Genomic DNA, 18,166 nt, shown 5'->3' with positions numbered 1-18,166 from the left:
CGAGGCCTCACGCGTCCCTGGACGAGGCTCGCGTCGCCTCCGCCGCGGTCTCCCCGTGGTGCAGGGCGAGGCAGCGCGGGCAGCACCCGAACTGCGTGTCGCGCGGCGGCGCCGCCACGAGCCCCGGGACGAGGTCCCACTCGTCCGGCACGTCCGGTCGCCGGGTGCGGCGACAGGTGCTGCACTGCTCGAGCCCCGCGGGGCCGCGCCAACTCCGCGAGGTCGCGTCCTCGAGCGGGTAGACGTCCCCGATCGGCCGCTCGCGCACGACCCGGTACACCACGGCGATCCCGACCGGCGCGCCGCCCCCCGTCGTGACGGGCTCGAGCTGCGCCGCGACGAGGCGCGCGACGTCCGGTCCGTTGCACTCGGAGGTCTGCGTCACGTGCGCGCGCAGCGCGCGCTCGAGGAGCTGCCGCAGCATCCGCCGGGGGGCGTCCCCCGTCACGTGATCGAGCATCCGCGTCCCGATCAGCGCCGACGCGGTGCATCGGGAGCCGCCGCCGTTCGTCAGCGCGAACCGCTCCCACGCGTCGTTCACGAACAGGAAAGCGCCGTCGGTGTCGAGGAGACAGCCGGGATCGCGATCGGCGGCGAGCCGGTGCAAGGCTGCGGTGAACGGCCTCGATCTGCGCGGAGCGGAGAGCGGCATCGGCGCCGGACCATGCACCGGCGGTGCCACCGGAACCCCGCGAACGCCGGACGGTGACGGCCGGGGTGAGCGGCACCCGGAGTGACGCGGGCGCCCCGGACCTAGCCGACCCGGGCGCGCGCGGGCTCGCCGGTGGCCACGAAGAACCGCGCGCAGCGGTCGAGGAAGCCGTCGAGGGCGGTCCGCTCGGCGGGGCGGAGCCTGCGCGCGAACAGCCGCGGCAGCGCCTGGCGGGCCCCCGCGGCGCTCTCGGCGTAGCCGTCGGGCGTGAGCGATCCCTCGACGAGGCGCAGGCGGAGGAAGAGCAGGAACGTCTGCACGACGTCGGTCATGCAGTACGCGGCGATCCGGTCGAGCGCGCCGGTGGCGTAGAGGGCCTGCACGTCCCCGCCCGCGACGTCCTCCTTGCCGGGCAGCCCGACCAGCTTGGCGTAGAGGTCCAGGGGGGCCGGCGTCGCGCACCCGGCGAGCAGCTCCTTCACGTCGTGGTGGCCGGCGCCGGTCCGGCGCGCCGGGGCGAACCACGCCGGCGTGGGCACGCCGTGCTTGAGGGAGCGGAGCTCGAGGACCGGGAGATCGAAGCCCTTCCCGTGGAAGGTGACGAGCGACGCCCCCTCGAGCCGCTGCCAGATCCGCTCGAGGAAGTCGGCCTCGGGCGCGCGCGCCTCGGTCCACGCGTCGGCGTCGGTCACGTGGAGCACGCCGTCGTCCTCGATCGCCTCGAGGAGGCAGGCGGCGATCGGGCGGTGATAGGGCAGGGGGAGGAAGTCGCTGCGGCCGCCGGTCCGCGCGCGGCGGGCGTCTACCACGCGCCGGAGCTGCTCCGCGTACGGGCGGGTCGGCTCGCCGTCCACCGCCGAGACGAGCGCCTCGTCGGGGACGGTCTCCAGGTCGAGCGTGACGAACCTGCGCACGCGAACACTGTCGCAGGCTGGTCTGACATGACAGCGAGAGCCCCCATCAGAGCGACCCGCCGCCCGGACCACACCCCTTTGAACGCGCCGCGTCACGGCGCGGAGCCTCTACGATCGCCGCGTCTCATCATTCACCATCAGCGACGCCTCGCGGCGGCCCAAGGGCTCTCGATCCTGGGACCACCCTGGCGCGACGCGAGCGGAGGAACATCATGGCCGAGATCCCGATCCACGACGTCGCGCGCGAAGCCACCGCCACGGCCGCCGCCGCCAGCCGCACGGCGCTCGAGCAGCTCCAGACGCGCCTGGGGACGCTGGAGGCGAACGCGAGGGAGCGCCTCGGCCGGGCGCTGGGCGCGGGGAACGGCGCGCTGCGCGAGCTCGACGAGGCGCTGGCGCGCGTCTCGAGCGAGGACTGGACGGTCGAGGGGGTGCGGCGGCGGCTCGGGCTGCTGCGGGCGCGCGCCGAGAACCTCCGGGCGGCGGCGCTCCGGCGCGTCGCGGAGCTGCCGGGCAGCGCCGTCTCCGCGCTGGCGAGCGGCTCGCGCGCCCCGGTCCAGGGCCTCGCGCGCGAGCTCGATCGGCTGGCGAAGCGGCTCGAGCGGAACGGCGCCACGAAGGCCTGATCGCCCGGCGACGTCGGTCACGGCGCGGAGCCGCGGCGCGCCCCCCCGGCGACCGCCTCGACGGCGCGCCGGGGACCCGCGGCGAGCCGTGCGCGCAGCCACCGCCGCGCCGGCCGCTCGACCGCGAGCGACACCGCGACCGCGATCCCCGTCGCGGCGACGCAGAACCCCGCGACGAACGCCGGCGAGGCCGGGGCGCGATCGCCGCCGACGAGGCGCGCCCAGCGCCAGAGCGGCTCCTGGAGCGCGTACAGCGCGAACGCCGCGTCCCCGAGGACGCGCGCCGGCGCCGACGCGAGCGCACGCCCGGCGAGGCCGTCGCCCCGGGCGAGGCCGAGGAGGGCGACGGCGTACAGCGGCACGAGCAGCCCGTTGTGGAGGAGCACGTACGGCGCGCGCCCCGACGCGATCACCGCGACCGCAACGGCGAGCGCGGCGATCGCGGCGGCGCCGCCGGCGCGCGGCAGGGCCAGGCCGCGGCGGTGGAGGAGCCCCAGCGCGACGCCGGCGACGAACTCGCCGGCGCGGGGCACCGGGTGGAACTTGAGGGCGAGCAGCCAGGGCGGCTCGTGCGCCAGGTCGGCGGCGCCCGGGCCGTCCGGCGCGAGGGCGAGGTACGCGAGCGGGAACGCGAGCGAGAGCGCCCACGCGCCGGCGAGCGCGGCGAGGAGGCCGCGCCGGCGGAGCCGGCCGAGGCGCGCGGCGAGCGGCGGGAACGCGGCGTAGAACGACGCGATCACCGACGTGGACCAACCCGGCGCGTTCCAGAGGCGCGCGAGGGGAGGCGCCCAGGCGTGGACCAGCAGCAGGGTCGCGGTCGCGACGACCGCCATCTTCACCGCGGCCGCGGGGCCGCCGTCCCACCAGCGCTGCACGGCGAAGGGCGCGGCGAGCGCGAAGGCGACGAGGTAGGCGGGGTAGAGCCGCGCGAGGCGGGCGGAGAGGAAGGCGCGGCGCTCGGCCGGGCCCATCGGCTCCGGGTTCGCGTGCGCGAGGACGAACCCGGAGAGGACGTAGAACAGCCCCACCCAGGCGTAGCCGCCGCGCTGGAGACGCCCGAGCCACCCGGGGGCGCCCGCCACGAGCGGCCCCCCGTAGTGGAACAGCAGGATCCCGACCGCCGCCCCGAAGCGGAGGCCGGTCAGGGCGCCGAGCCGCGGCGAGGTGGGCTGCACCGCTGCAAGGTGCGCCCCCGGCCGCGTGCGCGGTACGGCCCCGGGCGGCGGCGCCCCGCGGTGGTCGGAGGGCCCGGCGTCCATTCGCTCAATGGCTCGATGATCTTCGCTTGCCGGGAGCTTCGGGCGTAGCCCGAAGCCATCACGCAGGGTGGGGGGACCACGCCGTAGGCGGGGGGAGGGGCGCAGCCCCTCCGCGCGGGGACCTCGCGCGCCATCGCGAAGCGAAGCGCGCGAGGTCACGGGCCCCGCGCAGCCGGGGTGGGGCCCCGACGAGCTTCGCTCGGCGGGGCGGGGGCGCAGCCCCCGTGTGAACATCAGGCCGGCAGCACGTACCACTGCCCCTTGGCGCCCTGCTCGCGCCGGAGGAGCCCGTCCGCCTCCATCGCCTCGAGGAGCCGGGTGAACGACGAGAAGCCGTGGTCGCGCTCGTCGAAATCCGGCTCCTTGCGGACGATGGCGGCCTTGATCGCGGAGGGGTTCACCGGGCCGGCGGCGCGGGAGAGGATCGACGCCACCGCGTCGCGGGCGAGCTCGGGGATGACCTTGTCCTTCGGCCGCTCCTTCTCCTTCTCCCGGTCCCTCTCCTTCGCCGCGCTCGCGCCGGCCCCGTCGCGGCGCTTGGCCGCGCCGGGCCGCAGGTAGATGAACTCGTCGCAGGCCTTCACGAAGAGCGGGCTGGTCGCGTCCTTCACCGCCATCCCGATCACGGTCCGATCGTTCTCGCGCAGCTTGTAGGCGAGGGGGCAGAAGTCGGAGTCGCCGGAGGCGATGACGAACGTGTCGATGTGCTCGCGCAGGTAGCAGAGCTCGAGGGCGTCCACCACCAGCCGCACGTCGGCGCCGTTCTTCCCGGCCTGCGTGGAGGGCGGGACGTCCACCAGCTCGACGCCCTTGTCGTGCAGCCGCTTCGTCGCCGGCGCGAACCGGGTCCAGTCGGCGTAGGCGCGGCGGAAGACGACCTTGCCCTTCTCGAGCAGGGTGTCGAGGGCGGGCTGCAGGTCGAAGGTCTCGGCCGCGATGCCAGTGCGGGTGACCAGGTTCTCGAAGTCGATGAAGAGGGCGATGCGAAGATCGCCGGATTCGTGCCTCATGCGGCGCAACGTGGCAGGCCCGGGGGGCGGGCGCAAGGAAAACGTCTCCCCCGGCGGGGCGCGAGGCGGGCGCGCGGGGGCCGGAAAAAAAGAGAAGAGGCCGGGGGAGCGGGCCCCCGGCCTCTGCGGATCAACGCCTTGCCAGACGCTACGGACCGGTAACGGTGGTCCAGTCGTGGGCGAGGTCGGCTCCGTGGCACCCTGCGGTGGAGCAGGTGTGCGTCGTGGTGCTGTAGCCGTAGTTCTTGATCGCGTTGTCGATGTTCAGTGTGCCGTCCGCGTGCGTCGGGGCGTTCACGAGGGACGTGTTCGTCGTCGAGCCGTAGCCGTTCAGATGACAGGGGGCGCACCCGAGGATCGCGATGTGCGCGGACTTGAGATGCCCCCAGGTCGCGTCATTTCCGGTCTGGGACGCGTGGCAGACGCCGCAGTCGCTCTGGCCGGCCGTCGCCGTCCAGACCGGCTTGTTCGGCGTCGCGGTGGTGGTCTGCGCCTTCCCGTTCGTGAAGTTGCCGTGGCAGTAGACGTTCGAGCAGGAGCCGTCGGACGAGTTGAAGGTTCCGACCGTGTTGGTGGTCCCCGGTTGCTTCAGGACGACCTTGTCGGGGTTGGTGCCCGGGGCAGTGACGTGGGCGATGTCGGTCGGCACGGTGTGGCAGCGATCGCAGGTCACGCCGCTCGAGATCGCCTTGCCGGCCAGGTGGGCCTGGTGCGCGCCCACCGCGCCCGTGCCCGCGGCGGTGTTGCCCGCGGTGTCCATCGGCGGCGCGGCCAAGAGGTTCGCGTCGTTCGCGTTGACACCCGTGGTGGGCACCGTCCGGTTCGCGTCACCGTGGCAGAAGGTGCAGCCCGTCCAGTAGGCCCCGCCGCTGCCGGGGTGGCATTTGGTGCACGCCGAGGCCGCGCCGGAGCCCTCGAGGTTCTGGCCGTGGCAGCCCGTGCAGTTGGCGACGCCCTTCGGGTACGCCGGGTCGTGGAAGTTCACCGCGAGGCCGTGCGGGGTGGTCACCCCGTTCGCGTTGCTCGTCTGGGTCACCCAGCCGGCCGGGTGAACCGCGCCGCCGCCGGACCCGACGTCGATCGTGCCGTTCAGGTGGGTGCCGCCGGCCTTGAGGCTGTTGTCCGTGTTCACCGTGGTCGGGTGGCAGCCCACGCAGTTCGAGTCCGTCGGGTGCCCGCCGCCCGGCGGGTAGCCGTGGCAGGACTGGCAGCCCTGGAGGATCTGCCCGTCCCAGGTCTGCGTGGTCTCCTTGCCGCCGTTCAGCGTGGCGCCGTGGCAGTAGGTGGAGGAGCACGTCATGGTGGCGGGGTCGTAGCTCGGCGTCGCGCCGTTCGCGGTCGCGAGCCCGCCGAAGACCACCCGGGCCGGCTTCCCCTCGATGTGGCCGGGGGTGTTCGCGCTGTCCGGCACGACGTGGCACGAGTTGCAGGCGACGCCGAACTGGACGTGCTTGGTGTGCGCGCCGACGGCCGGCGAGGTGGCGCTCCCGTTCCGGTCGAACGGCGGCGCGCCGGTCTGGTTGTCCTTGCCGCCGTGACAGCCGGTGCAGTTACCCCCGGTCTTCGCGAGCGGCCGCGTGTTGTCACAGGCCGAGAGGGCGGCGGCGGCGGTCAGCACCGCCAGTGATGCGAGTCGTTCGATGCGCATGTCGTGGGTTCCTCGCTCCCTCGGCGGGTCGTCGATGACCCCCGGGACGGCGGAAATACCGTCGGAGAATGCCCTGCTCGGCCCGTCCGTGGATTGACCGCGCTCAAAATGGCGCGGCTCGGCGGGGGCTGTGTCGCTGCGGGCAGCAGCGCGCACGGCACGCCGACTCTACACCAGGCCTCCTCCTCGAAGGGAGGACCTCGCGGGCTGGTCGGGCGACCCACCCAGGGTGACCGTCACGTTCGGTCTTCTCGCCGTTGCGACGGCTGCTCGCCCTTCGACTCCGGCGCGTTGCACGCGCCTATAGGGCGAACGGCGTACCCGGTCCCGGCCGCCGGGACGCTCACGTTCGCGGCGTCGAGCTCTCGCCGCGCCTCGTCCACGGCCGGAACGCGCGTCTACCTGACGAAGCGGAGGTACTGCTGGAGCTCCTCGGACTCGCAGGCCGGCTCGGCCTTCTTGCCCTCGGCGCGGATGCCGAGGCAGTGGGCGAGGACCGCGGTCTGGGGCTCGGAGCAGCGGGCGAGGCCGTCCGGGAGCTCCCGCGCCGCCTCGCGGCTCCGCGCGAGCACCTCGTCGGACTGCCGCAGGTCGGAGCGGAGCACGTAGAGCCGGGTCCGGTCGCCGCCGCCCACCTTCGCGAGGCTCTCCTCGTGCGCGATCTCAAGCTCCAGCGCGGCGCGGCGCTCGCCGTGGTAGCAGGCGAGGGCGGAGTGGACCTGGCGCATGAAGCGCGGGTCGCGGGCGTGGGTGGTGTCGAGCGTCCGGTGGGTCGCCGCGAGCTCCTCCTGCGTGCCCGCCTGCAGCTCCGCCCGCTCGTCGGCCGTGAGCGCGGAGGCGGGCTTCACGGCGAGCCGCTCGCGGCGGAGCTGCCGCCACGCCCGCTGCCGCTCGAGCTCGGTCGCGTCCGGCCCGACGCGGCGCTCCAGCTCGGCGAGGTCCGCCTGCTTCTCCGCGGCGCGGCGCTGCTCCGCGCCGAAGCGCTGCCGGCACTCGGCCACGTTCTGCTGCACCCCCTCGTTGCGCCGGTCGATCTCGGCGGCGGAGAGCCCCTGCGCCTGGAAGAGCCGGGCCCGCCGTTCCACCACCCCGAGCTCGTCCGCGCAGAACGCCTTCTCCTCGGCGCTCATGGGGACGTCGCGGTGGGGGGGCGGCGCCTTGGAAGCGACGGGGGAGAGACCCAGGGCGGCGGCGAGGGCCAGGGGGGCCACGGTCATGGCGTGCGTGCTCCGGAGCAGTCGATGGCCAAGGTCTTACCACGGGTCGCTGGCGCAAAGGCGAGCCGGTGAGGCCGGCGGCCGGGCCGGCGGAACGCCGTGGAAGGAAGAGGGGATGTCGGGCGGATCGCGTTCTGTTAAGAGAAGCCGCTGCGGCGCGCGTGCGCCGGCGACTCCGGAGGCAACCGATGGCCACCCTCTCCCCGTTCCGCGCCCTGCGCCCGCCCGCGACCCTCGCAGCCCAGGTCGCCTCCCCGCCGTACGACGTCGTCTCCACCAAGGAGGCGCGGGCGCTCGCCGCCGGGAACGCCGACAGCTTCCTCCGGGTCTCCCGGCCCGAGATCGACCTCCCCGAGGGGACCGACGAGCACTCCGCCGCCGTCTACGCGAAGGGGGCGGAGAACCTCGCGGACCTCGTGCGCCGCGGCGTGCTCCGGCAGGACCCCGAGCCGCGCCTCTACGTCTATGCCCAGCGGATGGGCGAGCACCGGCAGACCGGGCTCGTGGCCTGCGCCTCGGTGGACGAGTACGACCGCGACGTCATCAAGAAGCACGAGAAGACGCGGGCGGACAAGGAGGACGATCGCGTCCGCCACATCGACACGCTCTCGGCGCACGACGAGCCGGTGTTCCTCACGTACCGGGCGGTGGCCGACATCGACCGCGCGGTGGAGGAGGTGAAGCGCGCGGCGCCGGAGTACGACCTCGTGACGCCGGACGGGGTGGGCCACCAGCTCTGGGTGGTGCCGCCGGCGATCGGCGCGCGGATCGAGGCGCTCTTCCGCGCCGTCCCCGCCCTCTACGTGGCCGACGGCCACCACCGCTCGGCGGCCGCGTCGCGCGTCCACGCGCGGCGGCGCGGGCAGCCGGGCGACCACGGCGCCTTCCTCGCGGTCGTGTTCCCGCACGACCAGATGCAGATCCTCGCCTACAACCGGCTCGTCCGCGATCCCCAGCGCCGGACGCCGGAGGCGCTCCTCGCCGCGCTCCGCCGCGTCATGGACCTCGAGCCCGCGAGCGATCCGCGCCCCGAGTCGCCGCTCTCGTTCGGGGTGTACCTCGGCGGCCGCTGGTGGCGCGCCCGCGTCCGGCCCGGCACCTACGACGCGAAGGATCCCGTCGCCGCCCTCGACTGCTCCATCGCGCAGGAGCAGCTCCTCGCGCCGCTGTTCGGCATCCAGGACCCGCGCACCTCGAAGGACGTGGACTTCGTCGGCGGGATCCGCGGCGCGGCCGAGCTGGAGCGGCGGGTGAAGGAGGAGGGCTGGTCCCTCGCGCTCCACCTGTACCCGACCCGCATCGAACAGCTCATCGCCGTGTCCGACGCCGGCAAGCTCATGCCGCCGAAGAGCACCTGGTTCGAGCCGAAGCTGCGCTCCGGGCTGTTCGTGCACGCGTTCTAGGCGGGGGAGGGGGAGCGTCCGGCGCGACGGGACTGACGCTCGCCGCCGCCGTTCGGCCCCTGGGAGGCGGGTCCACGAGCGGCCTCACGGGCGTGGTGCAGTCCACCAGATGTGCACGCCGCCATGAACGACGAAGGCCCAGCGCTCACCATGAGCGAGGGCGTCGTCGAGTCGATCTCAGCCGTGGTCCGGGGTAGTACGCGCCCCCGCCGTCTCCGTCGCCGCCGGCGGCGTCGTTCAGGAGCGATCGCGTGATAGGGTCGGCCACGTCACATGACGAGCCGCCCGCCTGCCATCTACGTCGACGTCGACGACACCCTGATTCGCACCTTCGGGACGAAGCGCATCCCGATTCCGGCAACCGTCGCTCTCGTGAAGGCGCTGCGGCAGAAGGGCGCCATGCTCTACTGCTGGAGCCGAGGCGGGGCCGCGTACGCGCGGGAAGTCGCCGACCAACTCGGGATCGCCGCCTGCTTCGAGCCTTTCTCCCGAAACCGCAGCTTCTTCTCGACGACGCGGGGGTCGGAGACTGGAGCGCCGTGGAACTCCATCCGGCGCAGTGCGCGTCGATGACGGTGGACGAAGTTCTGTCGCGCGCCGCGTCGTAGGTTCCGGTCGATGAACACGTGTTGCGAGTGGCTGAAGAACATGATCGCGAGGGCCGGCGAACAAGGGACGGCTGCTGTCGCCATCCGAGACGGCGAGAGCCGTGGCTTCTACATCCAGGCGCGCGCACTCACTCGGCAGCAGGAACGGACTTGGGACATTTTGCTACACGCTGAGCCGAAGCAGATTCAGCTGGCCCCACTGTTCCGCAACGAGGCCGGAGGACTACAAGCGGTGGTCGTGGAAATGCGCATTCCCATCCACTTCTGCCCGCATTGCGGGACCAACCTCGAGAAGTTTGTACGGCGGCACCGAAACGAGTTTGACATGCTGGCTGAGGCACACCAGCCGTTTGCCAAGGCGTGGTAGTTCGCCTGGCACCGCCGTCACTGCGCGCATTTGCTCTCGTGTACGCGCTGCATGCCGGGCGGCTGATGGTGAGTCATGCTGAGCGACCCGACGGTCAGACCTCCGGCCCGAACAGGGCCAGCGCGCTCCCGTCGCGACGCACCCCGAGCTCCCACCGGAGCGCGTCCGGCGCCCGGCCGCGGACCCGGATCCATCCCCGGTGGAGGGCGTGGAGGTGGTGCGCGGCGCACAGGGCGATCTGGTTCTCTTCCGAATCGTCGCCGCCGTGCGAACGGTAGCAGCCGTGGTGCACGTGCGCGGCGGGGCGGCTGCACCCGGGGACCTGGCACCGGCCCCGATCGCGCGCCAGGACCTTCCGCTGCCGCGGAGGGCGCGAGCGCTCCGCCTGCTTCACGGCTTCCTGCCAGGTCTCGATGAACTCGTCCGCGATCCGGACGACGCACTCCTCCGGGGTGAGCCAGTGACCTGCAGCAGCCCGAGCGGCGCGGAACGAAGCGTCGATGAGGAGGGCCACCCGGCGCGGGACGTGGAGGGTCAGCCAGGCGCGCGCACACATCTGCGCGGAGAAGGAATCCGCCGGCTTGCTCGGCGCGCTCGCCTCCGCCCTGGAGTCGTCGGTCCGGCCCGACGGCGCACACATCTGCGCTGGCTCCGCCGCGGAGTCGTCGGTCCGCCCGGACGGCGCACACATCTGCGCCGCGGCCCGCGCCTCGAAATCTGCCCGAGCGGCGAGCTCGTCCTCGAGCTCACGCCGGAACGCGATGCAGGTCGAGGCCTCGGCGTGGGCAATCAGCGCCTCGACCGTGTCTTCGTCCGTGCTCGCTCCCGCCGCGCGAACGACGAGCCGTGCCTGCTCGTAGCTGACCCGGCCGTCCCGGAGCGCCTGCCGGAGCGCCGGCAGCGCGTAGAGCCGGCGCTCCAGCGCGGCGCGCTGCGCGACGGTCCGCTCCGCCATTCCCAGGCGCTCGGCGCAGTAGTGGCCGAAGGTCGCGAAGCCCATGTCGCGCCAGAGCCCGACGTTCAGGACCAGCATGGCGAGGTGGCCGACCAGCTCGTCCCAGCGCTCGCGCATGGAGGCGAGGTGCCGAAGCTGCTCGTCGAGGAGCTCCGCGGGGGCCGTTGCGGGCTCCCTCGGGGGAGCATGGCCTGCATCATCCGGGTCCGCGTCGTCCAGGCCCACGCCGTCCGTCACGACGCCGATCACCGGCGCCGGCACCGGCTCGACCTGGTCGAGCGCGGCCCAGCACGCCGTCTCTTCCTCGAGCGCCTCTCGCGCGGCGTCGAACCACTCCGCGCGCGATGCCTCCACGCTCCGCTCGTCCGCCTCCTCGGCCGCGTCCACCGGGTGCGCGCCGAGAAACTCCTGACAGATCGACTCGAGCCGCGCCCACCGGGGCGACGTCGCCCCGAGGAGCTTCCCTGCCAGGGCGAGCGCCTCGTCGAGCCGGGCCCGCGCCTCCGGGCCGAGGGCGACGTCCACTCGATCGAACCGCTCCTCCTCGGATTCGGCGCCAGCCGTCGCGCTGGGCGCGCCCATTGCGTCAATCACTTCGGTCGCGCCCTCCTGGCGATCCCTGGTACCCGCCGCCCGTACCGCCACCTCGAGCGCCCGCACCGTCGCGGTCCGCGCACGCTCGACCCACTCCACCTCCGCTTCGCCGAGCGCCACCCGCAAGATCGTGGTCGCCTTCCGCGCGCTCACCGCGCCGGAGCGGACCGCCTCGCGGAGTCGTGGGCGCGCGTGCAATGCGCGCGCGAGCTGGGCCATCACCTGCGCGGTCCGGCCGGCGATCCCGAGCCGCTCGCGGGCGTAGTCGGCGATCCCCGAGTACCCGAGTCGCAGCGTCCGGTCGCCCTGGGCCAGGGCCAACATCCCTTCCCCGAGCGCGACGTCCAGCGCACCCCGCCCCCGCGCCGCCCGGGCGAGGAGGCCGTCTACGAGCAGGGCCGCCTCCTCGCGAAGGACGTGCGGCCGCTCGTGCGGCATGGGCGGGTCGAGCTGCCACGCGGCGCGCGCGAGCGCCTCGGGCGGCGGCACCGCCGAGGTTGCGCTCGAGCTGGAAGCGGCCTCGCACATCGTCCGGACGATTGCACGAGGGTCTGACATTCGATCGGTTCGTGAATTGCGCGATTGGTGCGGTGAATTGCCGCCTGTCGGTATCTCGGAGCGCGCGGCGCTCGTCGCTGCCGCAGAAGCCGGGATCTCGCAAGCCATTGGTAGAGGAGTTCACTCAGACCGACGGTGGAGGTCGATCCGGGGCTTCTCCCGCCGGTGCGGAAACCGCTCTCGCCCCGCCCCAGTCGCTAGCCCGAATCCGGGTCCCCGGCAGCCCCAGACCGCGGCCTATCTCACGCCGGCTCGCTCGTCGCGGCCTACTTCGCGCCGTCGGCGCCGACGCGAGACGGGTGCCGCCGGAGCGAGACCGCCGCGAGCAGGGCGGTCGCCGACACGACGAACAGGAAGTGGGTCCCCGCCCAGCGCGAGAGGTTGTCGAGCCGTTTCCCGACGACGTCGCGGGTGAGCACCACCTGGAAGAGGAGGCCCATCCCGATGACGGCGGCGACGGCGGTCCTCCAGTGGCCGCAGAGGGCCGGGGCGGGCTCGCCGCCGTCGCGCGCGAGCAGGTTCGTCCGCACCGCGAGGACGGCGAGGGCGGTGAACGGAGCGATGAGCTGCATCTGGTGCGCCCAGCGCGAGTCGGGGGAACAGAGGTACATCACGAGGCACACGAACGCGAACTCGGTGCGCGGGAGCGCCTGCCGGAACCGGTCGCGCCACGCGAGGGCGGCGAGCACGGCGAAGAGGAGCGCCGCGGCGGGCACCCAGAGGACCCGGTAGAGCGGCACCCCCAGGAGCGGATCGAGGAGCGCCGGGTGGACCGTCGCGAGGCGGGCCGACACGCCCTGGAGCGACTGGTTCTCGAAGTACGCCACGGACGCGAGGCCGAGCTTCTGGGTGCGCGACACGGTCTCCCACGACCGGAGGGTCTCCCCGATCCGGGTGGGCCCGAACCACGCCGCGAGCAGCGCGACCCAGCCCACGCCGACCGCGGCGAGGGCGCCGAGCAGCTTCCACTGACGGCGGAAGATGAACCAGGGGACGAAGACCCAGGGCGTCACCTTGACGAGCGCGACCGAGAACAGCGCGGCAGCCCGCCAGGGCCGCCCCGACCGCGCAGCCTCGAACGCGAGCAGGGAGAACAGGAAGACGAACAGGTTCACCTGCCCGAGCTTGAGCTCGCCGAGGATCGGGTTCGCGGCGAGCAGGAACGGGAGCGCGAGGTGCGCCGGCCAGCCTCGGGGGAGCGGTCCACCGCGTGTCGCCCGCCGGATCTCGCCCGACGCCTCGCGCACGATCCAGGCGAGCCCCCACGCCTTGAGGGCGAACCAGACGTAACCGGCGACGATCGGCGGCAGGACCGCGAACGGCATCATGAGCAGCGCGAAGTGGGGCGCGTAGAAGACGTACATCCCGTTCTTCGCGGAGGGCGCGTAGATGTCGCCGTGCTGCAAGGCGCGGGCGCCCACGTCGTAGAAGGCGAGGAAGTCGTCGCCGCCGGCGCACCGGATCCCGAAGAGGGCGACCGCGGCGGCTCCGATCGCGGCGAGGACCCGGAGCGCGAGCGCGCGACGCCAGGCACGATCCGTCGGTTGCGTCTCCGCGACCCGGGCCGCCACACCCGGCAGCATACTCCGGCGGCGGGCGCCGTTAGCGTGCGGCGACTACCCGACTGCGCCGGGCACCGCCCGCGTCACTTCCCCTCGAACGCCCCCGCGCCCGGCTCGTAGCGCGCCCCGGGCGCGGCCGGAACGGCGCCTCGATTCGCACCGGGCGCCGCCGGCGGCGCGAGCGCGGGCTGGGCCGTACCGGCCAGCGCGTCGAACAGCTCACCGAGGCGGTCCTCGCGGAGGAGCTTCAGCAGGTCGTCGTGGCGGCCGGCCGCGACCTCGCGCAGGAGCTCGTACTTCCGGACGTGGTACCTGGCGAACGCCACCGCGAGGCGCCACGCGTCGGTCCGGCCGGAGAGCAGGACGCCCTTCATCACCAGCTCCCGGAACAGGTGCGCGATCCACTGGGCGGGTGGCCACTTGGCACGGCGCCCGTCGAGGTGGTGGCGCAGCGCCCACAGGAGCGCGTATCGGTCCACCTTGGTTCGCATCCCGTCCAGCGACGTCGCGAACAGGTGCTCGACCGAGGCGCCGATCGACGCGGTGCGCCCCGGCGGCAGCGACTCGTGGACGATCATCGAGCGGTCCCAGCGGGCGTGGTCGCGCCGCACGAGCCGGATGGGGTGCTCGCGCCGGTACAGGAAGCGCTTCCCGCCGAGCTCCGCCCAGTTCCGTCGGATCAGCTCCACGTACGGCGCGTCGGGCGGCGCCGCCTTCAAGCGCCGGATGGCCTCGAGCGCGGGCTCCTCCAGCCACTCGTCGGAGTCGAGGAAGAGGATCCAGTCGCAGGGAGCGAGCGCGGCGACAGCCTGGGCGCGCGCCGCGCCGTACCCCTCCCAGCGGCAGCGCACGACGCGGAAGCCGCGGGCCGTCGCGAGCGCGTCCGACCCGTCGGTCGAGCCGGTGTCCACCGCGACGAGGTCGTCGCAGACCGCCGCGAGCGAGTCGAGGCAGGGGCGGAGCGTTCCGGCGTTGCTGCTATGGATGACGTACCCGCCGAGACGCATGTCGATCCCCCATCGAGCCGCCGAGGCTTATCCCGAGAGGGCGCGTGCGCGCAAGCGCCCGGCGGCTCGTCGTCCGTGCCCCGGTCCGGGTACACTGCGCGGCCCGGGAGATCCCATGCTCGTCGCCGTCATCCCAGCGTTCCTCTCGCGTCCCCGCGAGCCCGACCAGCTCTCCCGCTGCGTGGCGGCGGTCCTCGCGCAGCCCCGGGTGCAGCGCGTCGTCGTCGTGGACGACGGGAGCCCTCTCCCGATCCCGGCGCTCCCCCCCGGCGCCGAGGTGCTGCGCCAGCTCGCCAACGCCGGCCCCGCGGCCGCGCGCAACCGCGGCGTCGCGCGGGCGCTCGAGCTCGGCGCCAAGGTAATCCTCTTCACGGACGTGGACTGCGTCCCCGATCCGGGCTGGAGCGATGCCATGGCGGCGTTCCTGGACTCGACCGATCACGTCGCGGCCGGCGGCGTCACCTGCGCCCTCGGGGAGACGCTGCTCGACCGGTACCACGACTTCGCGGGCTCCCTGAACGGGCGCTGGATCGTCCCCGGCCACGCCTCGCTCCTGTACGCGAACACCTGCAACATGGCGGTGCGCGCGCCGGCGCTCGCCAGGGTCCGCTTCGACGAGCGGTTCCCGGGCGCCGCGGGCGAGGACTTCGACTTCAGCCATCGCCTCCGCGCGCTCGGCACCATCGGGCTCGCGACGGCGGCGGTCGTCCGCCACGACTTCGGCTACGCGAGCACGCTGCGGGGGCTGCCCGCGTTCGCGCGCCTCTTCCGCCGGTACGGCGAGGCCGACCCGCTCCTGTGGGAGAAGCACCCCGAGCTCCGCGGCGTGCCCTCCGAGGCGTGCGCGGCGGCGGACGTGCTCGCGCCGTGCCCGCCCCGGGACCCGGCGGCGTACCGGCGGGCCGCCACGCGGCGGCTCCGGCCGCGCCGCCTCGTGCCCGCGGTGGTCGTGCTGAAGAAGGTGGCCCGCTGGGCCTTCCTGCGCGGTCAGGCCGCCCCCCGCCCGTGGCGGGCCCCCGCGGTGACGGGCCTCGCCTCGCCGCCGCCGTCGCGGTAAAGGGAACCCCCTCGTGCGCACCTACCTCCGCCTCTTCCGCTTCGGCTGGCCGTACCGCTGGCACTTCGTCGTCGCGCTCGTCTGCATGATCGTCCTCGCGAGCGCGACGTCCGCCTACGTGAACCTGCTCGGCCCGGCGCTCGACTTCCTCTTCACGGGCCGGACCTCCTCGATGCAGGCCGTCGCGCGGATGCTCCCGGCCCGGTTCGACCTCGCCGCGAAGCTCGCTGCCGTGGATCGGCACCAGCTCCTCGCGATCCTGCCGTTCGTGATCCTCGGCGTGGCCCTGGTGAAGGGGCTCGCCTACTTCGGGCAGTTCTTCCTGATGGGCGTGATCTCGCAGCGGTTGGTCGCCGACGTCCGGCGCGCGCTGTTCGACCGGCTCGTCGGGCTGCCCCCCGCCTTCCACTCGAAGCACCACTCCGGCGACCTCCTCTCGCGCTTCTCCACCGACGTGCAGATGGTGCAGATCGCGGTGACGGACGCGGTCTCCTCCTACCTCCGCGACGGCATCACCGTCGTCGTCATGCTGGTGAACTGCTTCCTGCTCGACTGGAAGCTCTCCATCATGGCGTTCGGGGCGGTGCCGCTGACGCTCCTCCCGGTCGTCCGGATCGCCAAGCGGATGCGCCACTCGACCGGCGACTCCATGGCGAGCCTCGGGATCATCTCGGAGATCGCCCTCGAGGCCCTCGCTGGGATCCGGGTCGTGCAGGCGTTCGGGATGGAGAGGTGGGAGCGGAAGCGCTTCGCCAAGGCCAACTCGAACCTGCTCCGGTTCGAGCGCCGGATCACCGCGCTCCGGGCGTTCTCTTCGCCGCTCATGGAGGTGATGGCGGCGGCGGGGATGGCGTTCACGATCTGGTGGGTGGGCGGCAAGATCCTCTCCGGGCAGCTCGAGGCCGGGAAGTTCTTCTCGTTCGTGGCGGCGGTGATGCTCCTGTACCAGCCGGTGAAGCAGCTCGGGCGGGTCGGCCAGCTCGCCATGATGGGCGCCGCCTCGGGCGCCCGCGTCTTCGAGATCCTCGACGCGGAGTCCTCCGTGCCCGACGCGGGGAAGGTCGAGCTCGCGCCGTTCCACGACGTCATCCGGTTCGAGGGCGTGGGGTTCACCTATGGGGATCGCCCGGTCCTGCACGATCTCGACCTCACCATCGCGAAGGGCGAGGTCGTCGCGCTCGTCGGCCCGTCCGGCGGCGGCAAGACCACCATCTCGAACCTGCTCCCGCGCTTCTGGGACGTGACCCAGGGGCGCATCACCATCGACGGCGTGGACGTGCGGGACGCGACGCTCGCGAGCCTCCGGTCGCAGCTCGCGGTCGTGACGCAGGAGACGGTGCTCTTCAACGACTCGGTCCGGGCGAACATCGCCTACGGCCGCCCCGAGCTGCCGCAGGAGGTGGTGGAGCGGGCGGCCCGGATGGCGCAGGCCCACGACTTCATCATGCAGCTCCCGCAGGGGTACGACACGCGGGTGGGCGAGCGCGCCGTGCTCCTCTCCGGCGGCCAGCGCCAGCGCATCGCCATCGCCCGGGCGTTCCTCAAGGACGCGCCCATCCTGATCCTCGACGAGGCGACGAGCGCGCTCGACGCCGAGAGCGAGCGCGAGGTGCAGCGCGCGCTCGACTCGCTGATGGAGCTCGAGGGCGGGGGGCACCGCACCACCCTCGTCATCGCCCACCGCCTCTCGACGATCCGCAACGCCGACAAGATCGTCGTCCTGATGGAGGGCGGGATCGTCGAGGTCGGCCGCCACGAGGAGCTGCTCGACCGCGGCGGCGAGTACGCGCGCCTGTGGCGGATCTTCGAGGGGGAGGCCCGCCAGCGCGGCGAGGTGGCGGCCTGACCTGACGCGACCGTCAGCGAGGCGAGGCGGCCCGGGCCGCCTCCTCGCGCAGGTCCGGGAGCGGTCCAGCGAGCTCGGCCAGGTGGGCGTCCAGGCCGTGCTCGCAGCGCACGCGCCCGGACGCGAGGGTGGCGTCGTAGATCCGCCGGTTCGGGTTGTCGGCGGAGAGCACGCTCGGCGGGCCGTGCCAGAGGTGGATCACCCCGCCGCCTAGCCGGAGATCGCGCCGCCACAGGCCGAGGTGGTAGCCGCGCTCGGCGAGCTCGCCGTCCTCGAGGCCCCAGCCGATCATGTCCTCGTCGAAGCCGTTCATCCGCACGAGGTCGTCGCGCCAGAACGCGAAGTTGCAGCTCTTCAGCCCCCGGCGGCTCCGCCGGCGCCACCCGAACAGCCACCAGAGCGCCGGCGCCCGGAGGGCGTGGCGTCGCCGCTCGAGCCCGGGCTCGAAGGGGCTCACGTCGAGGCCCCCGACGGCGAGGAGCCGCGCGGTCGTCTCCGCCGACGCGAGGATCCGGGAGCCCTGAACGAAGCTGCCGGGGCGGGCGAAGGCGACGTGGTCGGCGACGAAGTCGCGCGCCGGCACCTGATCGCCGTCGAGGAAGATCACGTAGTCGCCGCGCGCCGCGGCGATTCCGCGGTTCCGCGCGCGGGACATCCGGGCGCCCCGCTTCTCCTGGGTCAGGAAGACGACCGGGCAGGGGAAGTCGCGCGCCTCGTGCACGGCGCACGCGCGGGTCGAGGGCGACGAGCCGTCGTCGGTGACGATCACCTCGTCGGGCGCGAGGCGCTGGCGGGCGAGCCCGCGGAGGGCGAGGGCGAGGGCGTCGGGGCGCTCGTAGGTGAGGAGGACGACCGAGGTGCGCATGCCGGGCAGGAAGGTCGC

General features: G+C 73.7%; 16 protein-coding genes. 6 read left to right on the top strand and 10 right to left on the bottom strand.

The window, feature by feature from the left end; translation table 11 throughout:
- Nucleotides 1-7: 7 nt before the first annotated feature.
- Together MNZ27_RS11525 and MNZ27_RS11520 are read right to left on the bottom strand one after the other, a co-directional pair.
- Nucleotides 8-607 carry a PAS domain-containing protein gene (locus MNZ27_RS11525; RefSeq protein WP_242394223.1) on the bottom strand — a complete coding sequence of 200 codons (600 nt, stop codon included), beginning with the start codon at nt 605-607 and terminating at the stop codon, nt 8-10.
- 146 nt (nt 608-753) lie between these two features.
- Nucleotides 754-1,566: a 3'-5' exonuclease gene (locus MNZ27_RS11520; RefSeq protein WP_242394222.1), complete on the bottom strand. Its 813-nt coding sequence runs from the start codon at nt 1,564-1,566 to the stop codon at nt 754-756.
- 212 nt (nt 1,567-1,778) lie between these two features.
- Here MNZ27_RS11520 and MNZ27_RS11515 point away from each other — a divergent pair, with 212 nt between their 5' ends.
- The gene (locus tag MNZ27_RS11515) at nt 1,779-2,192 is read left to right on the top strand and encodes a hypothetical protein (RefSeq protein WP_242394221.1); all 414 of its coding nucleotides are present in this window, start codon (nt 1,779-1,781) and stop codon (nt 2,190-2,192) included.
- Between the two features lie 17 nt (nt 2,193-2,209).
- Here the strand turns inward: MNZ27_RS11515 and MNZ27_RS11510 are convergent, their stop codons facing one another.
- The 4 genes from MNZ27_RS11510 to MNZ27_RS11495 all read right to left on the bottom strand — a co-directional run bounded on the left by MNZ27_RS11510 (nt 2,210) and on the right by MNZ27_RS11495 (nt 7,326).
- Nucleotides 2,210-3,367 carry an acyltransferase family protein gene (locus MNZ27_RS11510; RefSeq protein ID WP_242394220.1) on the bottom strand — a complete coding sequence of 386 codons (1,158 nt, stop codon included), beginning with the start codon at nt 3,365-3,367 and terminating at the stop codon, nt 2,210-2,212.
- A 317-nt stretch (nt 3,368-3,684) separates the two neighbouring features.
- Nucleotides 3,685-4,461 (bottom strand): NYN domain-containing protein, encoded by a 777-nt coding sequence (locus MNZ27_RS11505; RefSeq protein WP_242394219.1) that lies wholly within the window; start codon nt 4,459-4,461, stop codon nt 3,685-3,687.
- Nucleotides 4,462-4,609: 148 nt separating this feature from the next.
- Nucleotides 4,610-6,109 (bottom strand): CxxxxCH/CxxCH domain c-type cytochrome, encoded by a 1,500-nt coding sequence (locus tag MNZ27_RS11500; protein WP_242394218.1) that lies wholly within the window; start codon nt 6,107-6,109, stop codon nt 4,610-4,612.
- A 398-nt stretch (nt 6,110-6,507) separates the two neighbouring features.
- Nucleotides 6,508-7,326, bottom strand: a complete 819-nt coding sequence (locus MNZ27_RS11495; protein ID WP_242394217.1) for a hypothetical protein — start codon at nt 7,324-7,326, stop codon at nt 6,508-6,510.
- A gap of 188 nt (nt 7,327-7,514) precedes the next feature.
- Here MNZ27_RS11495 and MNZ27_RS11490 point away from each other — a divergent pair, with 188 nt between their 5' ends.
- The 3 genes from MNZ27_RS11490 (at nt 7,515) to MNZ27_RS11480 (ending at nt 9,704) form a co-directional block, all read left to right on the top strand.
- A complete protein-coding gene (locus MNZ27_RS11490; RefSeq protein WP_242394216.1) occupies nt 7,515-8,729 on the top strand; it encodes a DUF1015 domain-containing protein in 1,215 nt (404 codons plus the stop codon).
- Nucleotides 8,730-9,002: 273 nt separating this feature from the next.
- On the top strand, nt 9,003-9,302 hold the full coding sequence (locus MNZ27_RS11485; RefSeq protein WP_242394215.1) for an HAD family hydrolase: 300 nt from the start codon (nt 9,003-9,005) through the stop codon (nt 9,300-9,302).
- Nucleotides 9,303-9,347: 45 nt separating this feature from the next.
- Complete coding sequence (locus MNZ27_RS11480; RefSeq protein WP_242394214.1) at nt 9,348-9,704, top strand: hypothetical protein; 357 nt, start codon at nt 9,348-9,350, stop codon at nt 9,702-9,704.
- A gap of 94 nt (nt 9,705-9,798) precedes the next feature.
- Here the strand turns inward: MNZ27_RS11480 and MNZ27_RS11475 are convergent, their stop codons facing one another.
- The 3 genes from MNZ27_RS11475 to MNZ27_RS11465 all read right to left on the bottom strand — a co-directional run bounded on the left by MNZ27_RS11475 (nt 9,799) and on the right by MNZ27_RS11465 (nt 14,380).
- Complete coding sequence (locus MNZ27_RS11475) at nt 9,799-11,781, bottom strand: HNH endonuclease signature motif containing protein (protein ID WP_242394213.1); 1,983 nt, start codon at nt 11,779-11,781, stop codon at nt 9,799-9,801.
- A 296-nt stretch (nt 11,782-12,077) separates the two neighbouring features.
- Nucleotides 12,078-13,382 carry a glycosyltransferase family 87 protein gene (locus MNZ27_RS11470; protein ID WP_242394211.1) on the bottom strand — a complete coding sequence of 435 codons (1,305 nt, stop codon included), beginning with the start codon at nt 13,380-13,382 and terminating at the stop codon, nt 12,078-12,080.
- A 74-nt stretch (nt 13,383-13,456) separates the two neighbouring features.
- Complete coding sequence (locus MNZ27_RS11465) at nt 13,457-14,380, bottom strand: glycosyltransferase family 2 protein (protein ID WP_242394209.1); 924 nt, start codon at nt 14,378-14,380, stop codon at nt 13,457-13,459.
- Between the two features lie 115 nt (nt 14,381-14,495).
- On the opposite strand from MNZ27_RS11465, the gene MNZ27_RS11460 reads away from it, so the two are divergent.
- Together MNZ27_RS11460 and MNZ27_RS24020 are read left to right on the top strand one after the other, a co-directional pair.
- Nucleotides 14,496-15,437, top strand: coding sequence for a glycosyltransferase family 2 protein (locus MNZ27_RS11460; protein WP_242394207.1), 942 nt, complete (start codon nt 14,496-14,498; stop codon nt 15,435-15,437).
- 13 nt (nt 15,438-15,450) lie between these two features.
- Nucleotides 15,451-17,283, top strand: a complete 1,833-nt coding sequence (locus MNZ27_RS24020) for an ABC transporter ATP-binding protein (RefSeq protein ID WP_242394206.1) — start codon at nt 15,451-15,453, stop codon at nt 17,281-17,283.
- 13 nt (nt 17,284-17,296) lie between these two features.
- Here MNZ27_RS24020 and MNZ27_RS11450 read toward each other — a convergent pair whose 3' ends face one another.
- Nucleotides 17,297-18,148 carry a glycosyltransferase gene (locus MNZ27_RS11450; RefSeq protein WP_242394205.1) on the bottom strand — a complete coding sequence of 284 codons (852 nt, stop codon included), beginning with the start codon at nt 18,146-18,148 and terminating at the stop codon, nt 17,297-17,299.
- Nucleotides 18,149-18,166 lie beyond the last annotated feature (18 nt).

Source organism: Anaeromyxobacter oryzisoli (assembly GCF_022690765.1).
In the GTDB taxonomy this organism is placed as follows: Bacteria; Myxococcota; Myxococcia; order Myxococcales; family Anaeromyxobacteraceae; genus Anaeromyxobacter; species Anaeromyxobacter oryzisoli.
Note: the sequence above shows the minus strand (reverse complement) of the source record. Positions and strands in the feature narration are given on the sequence as shown.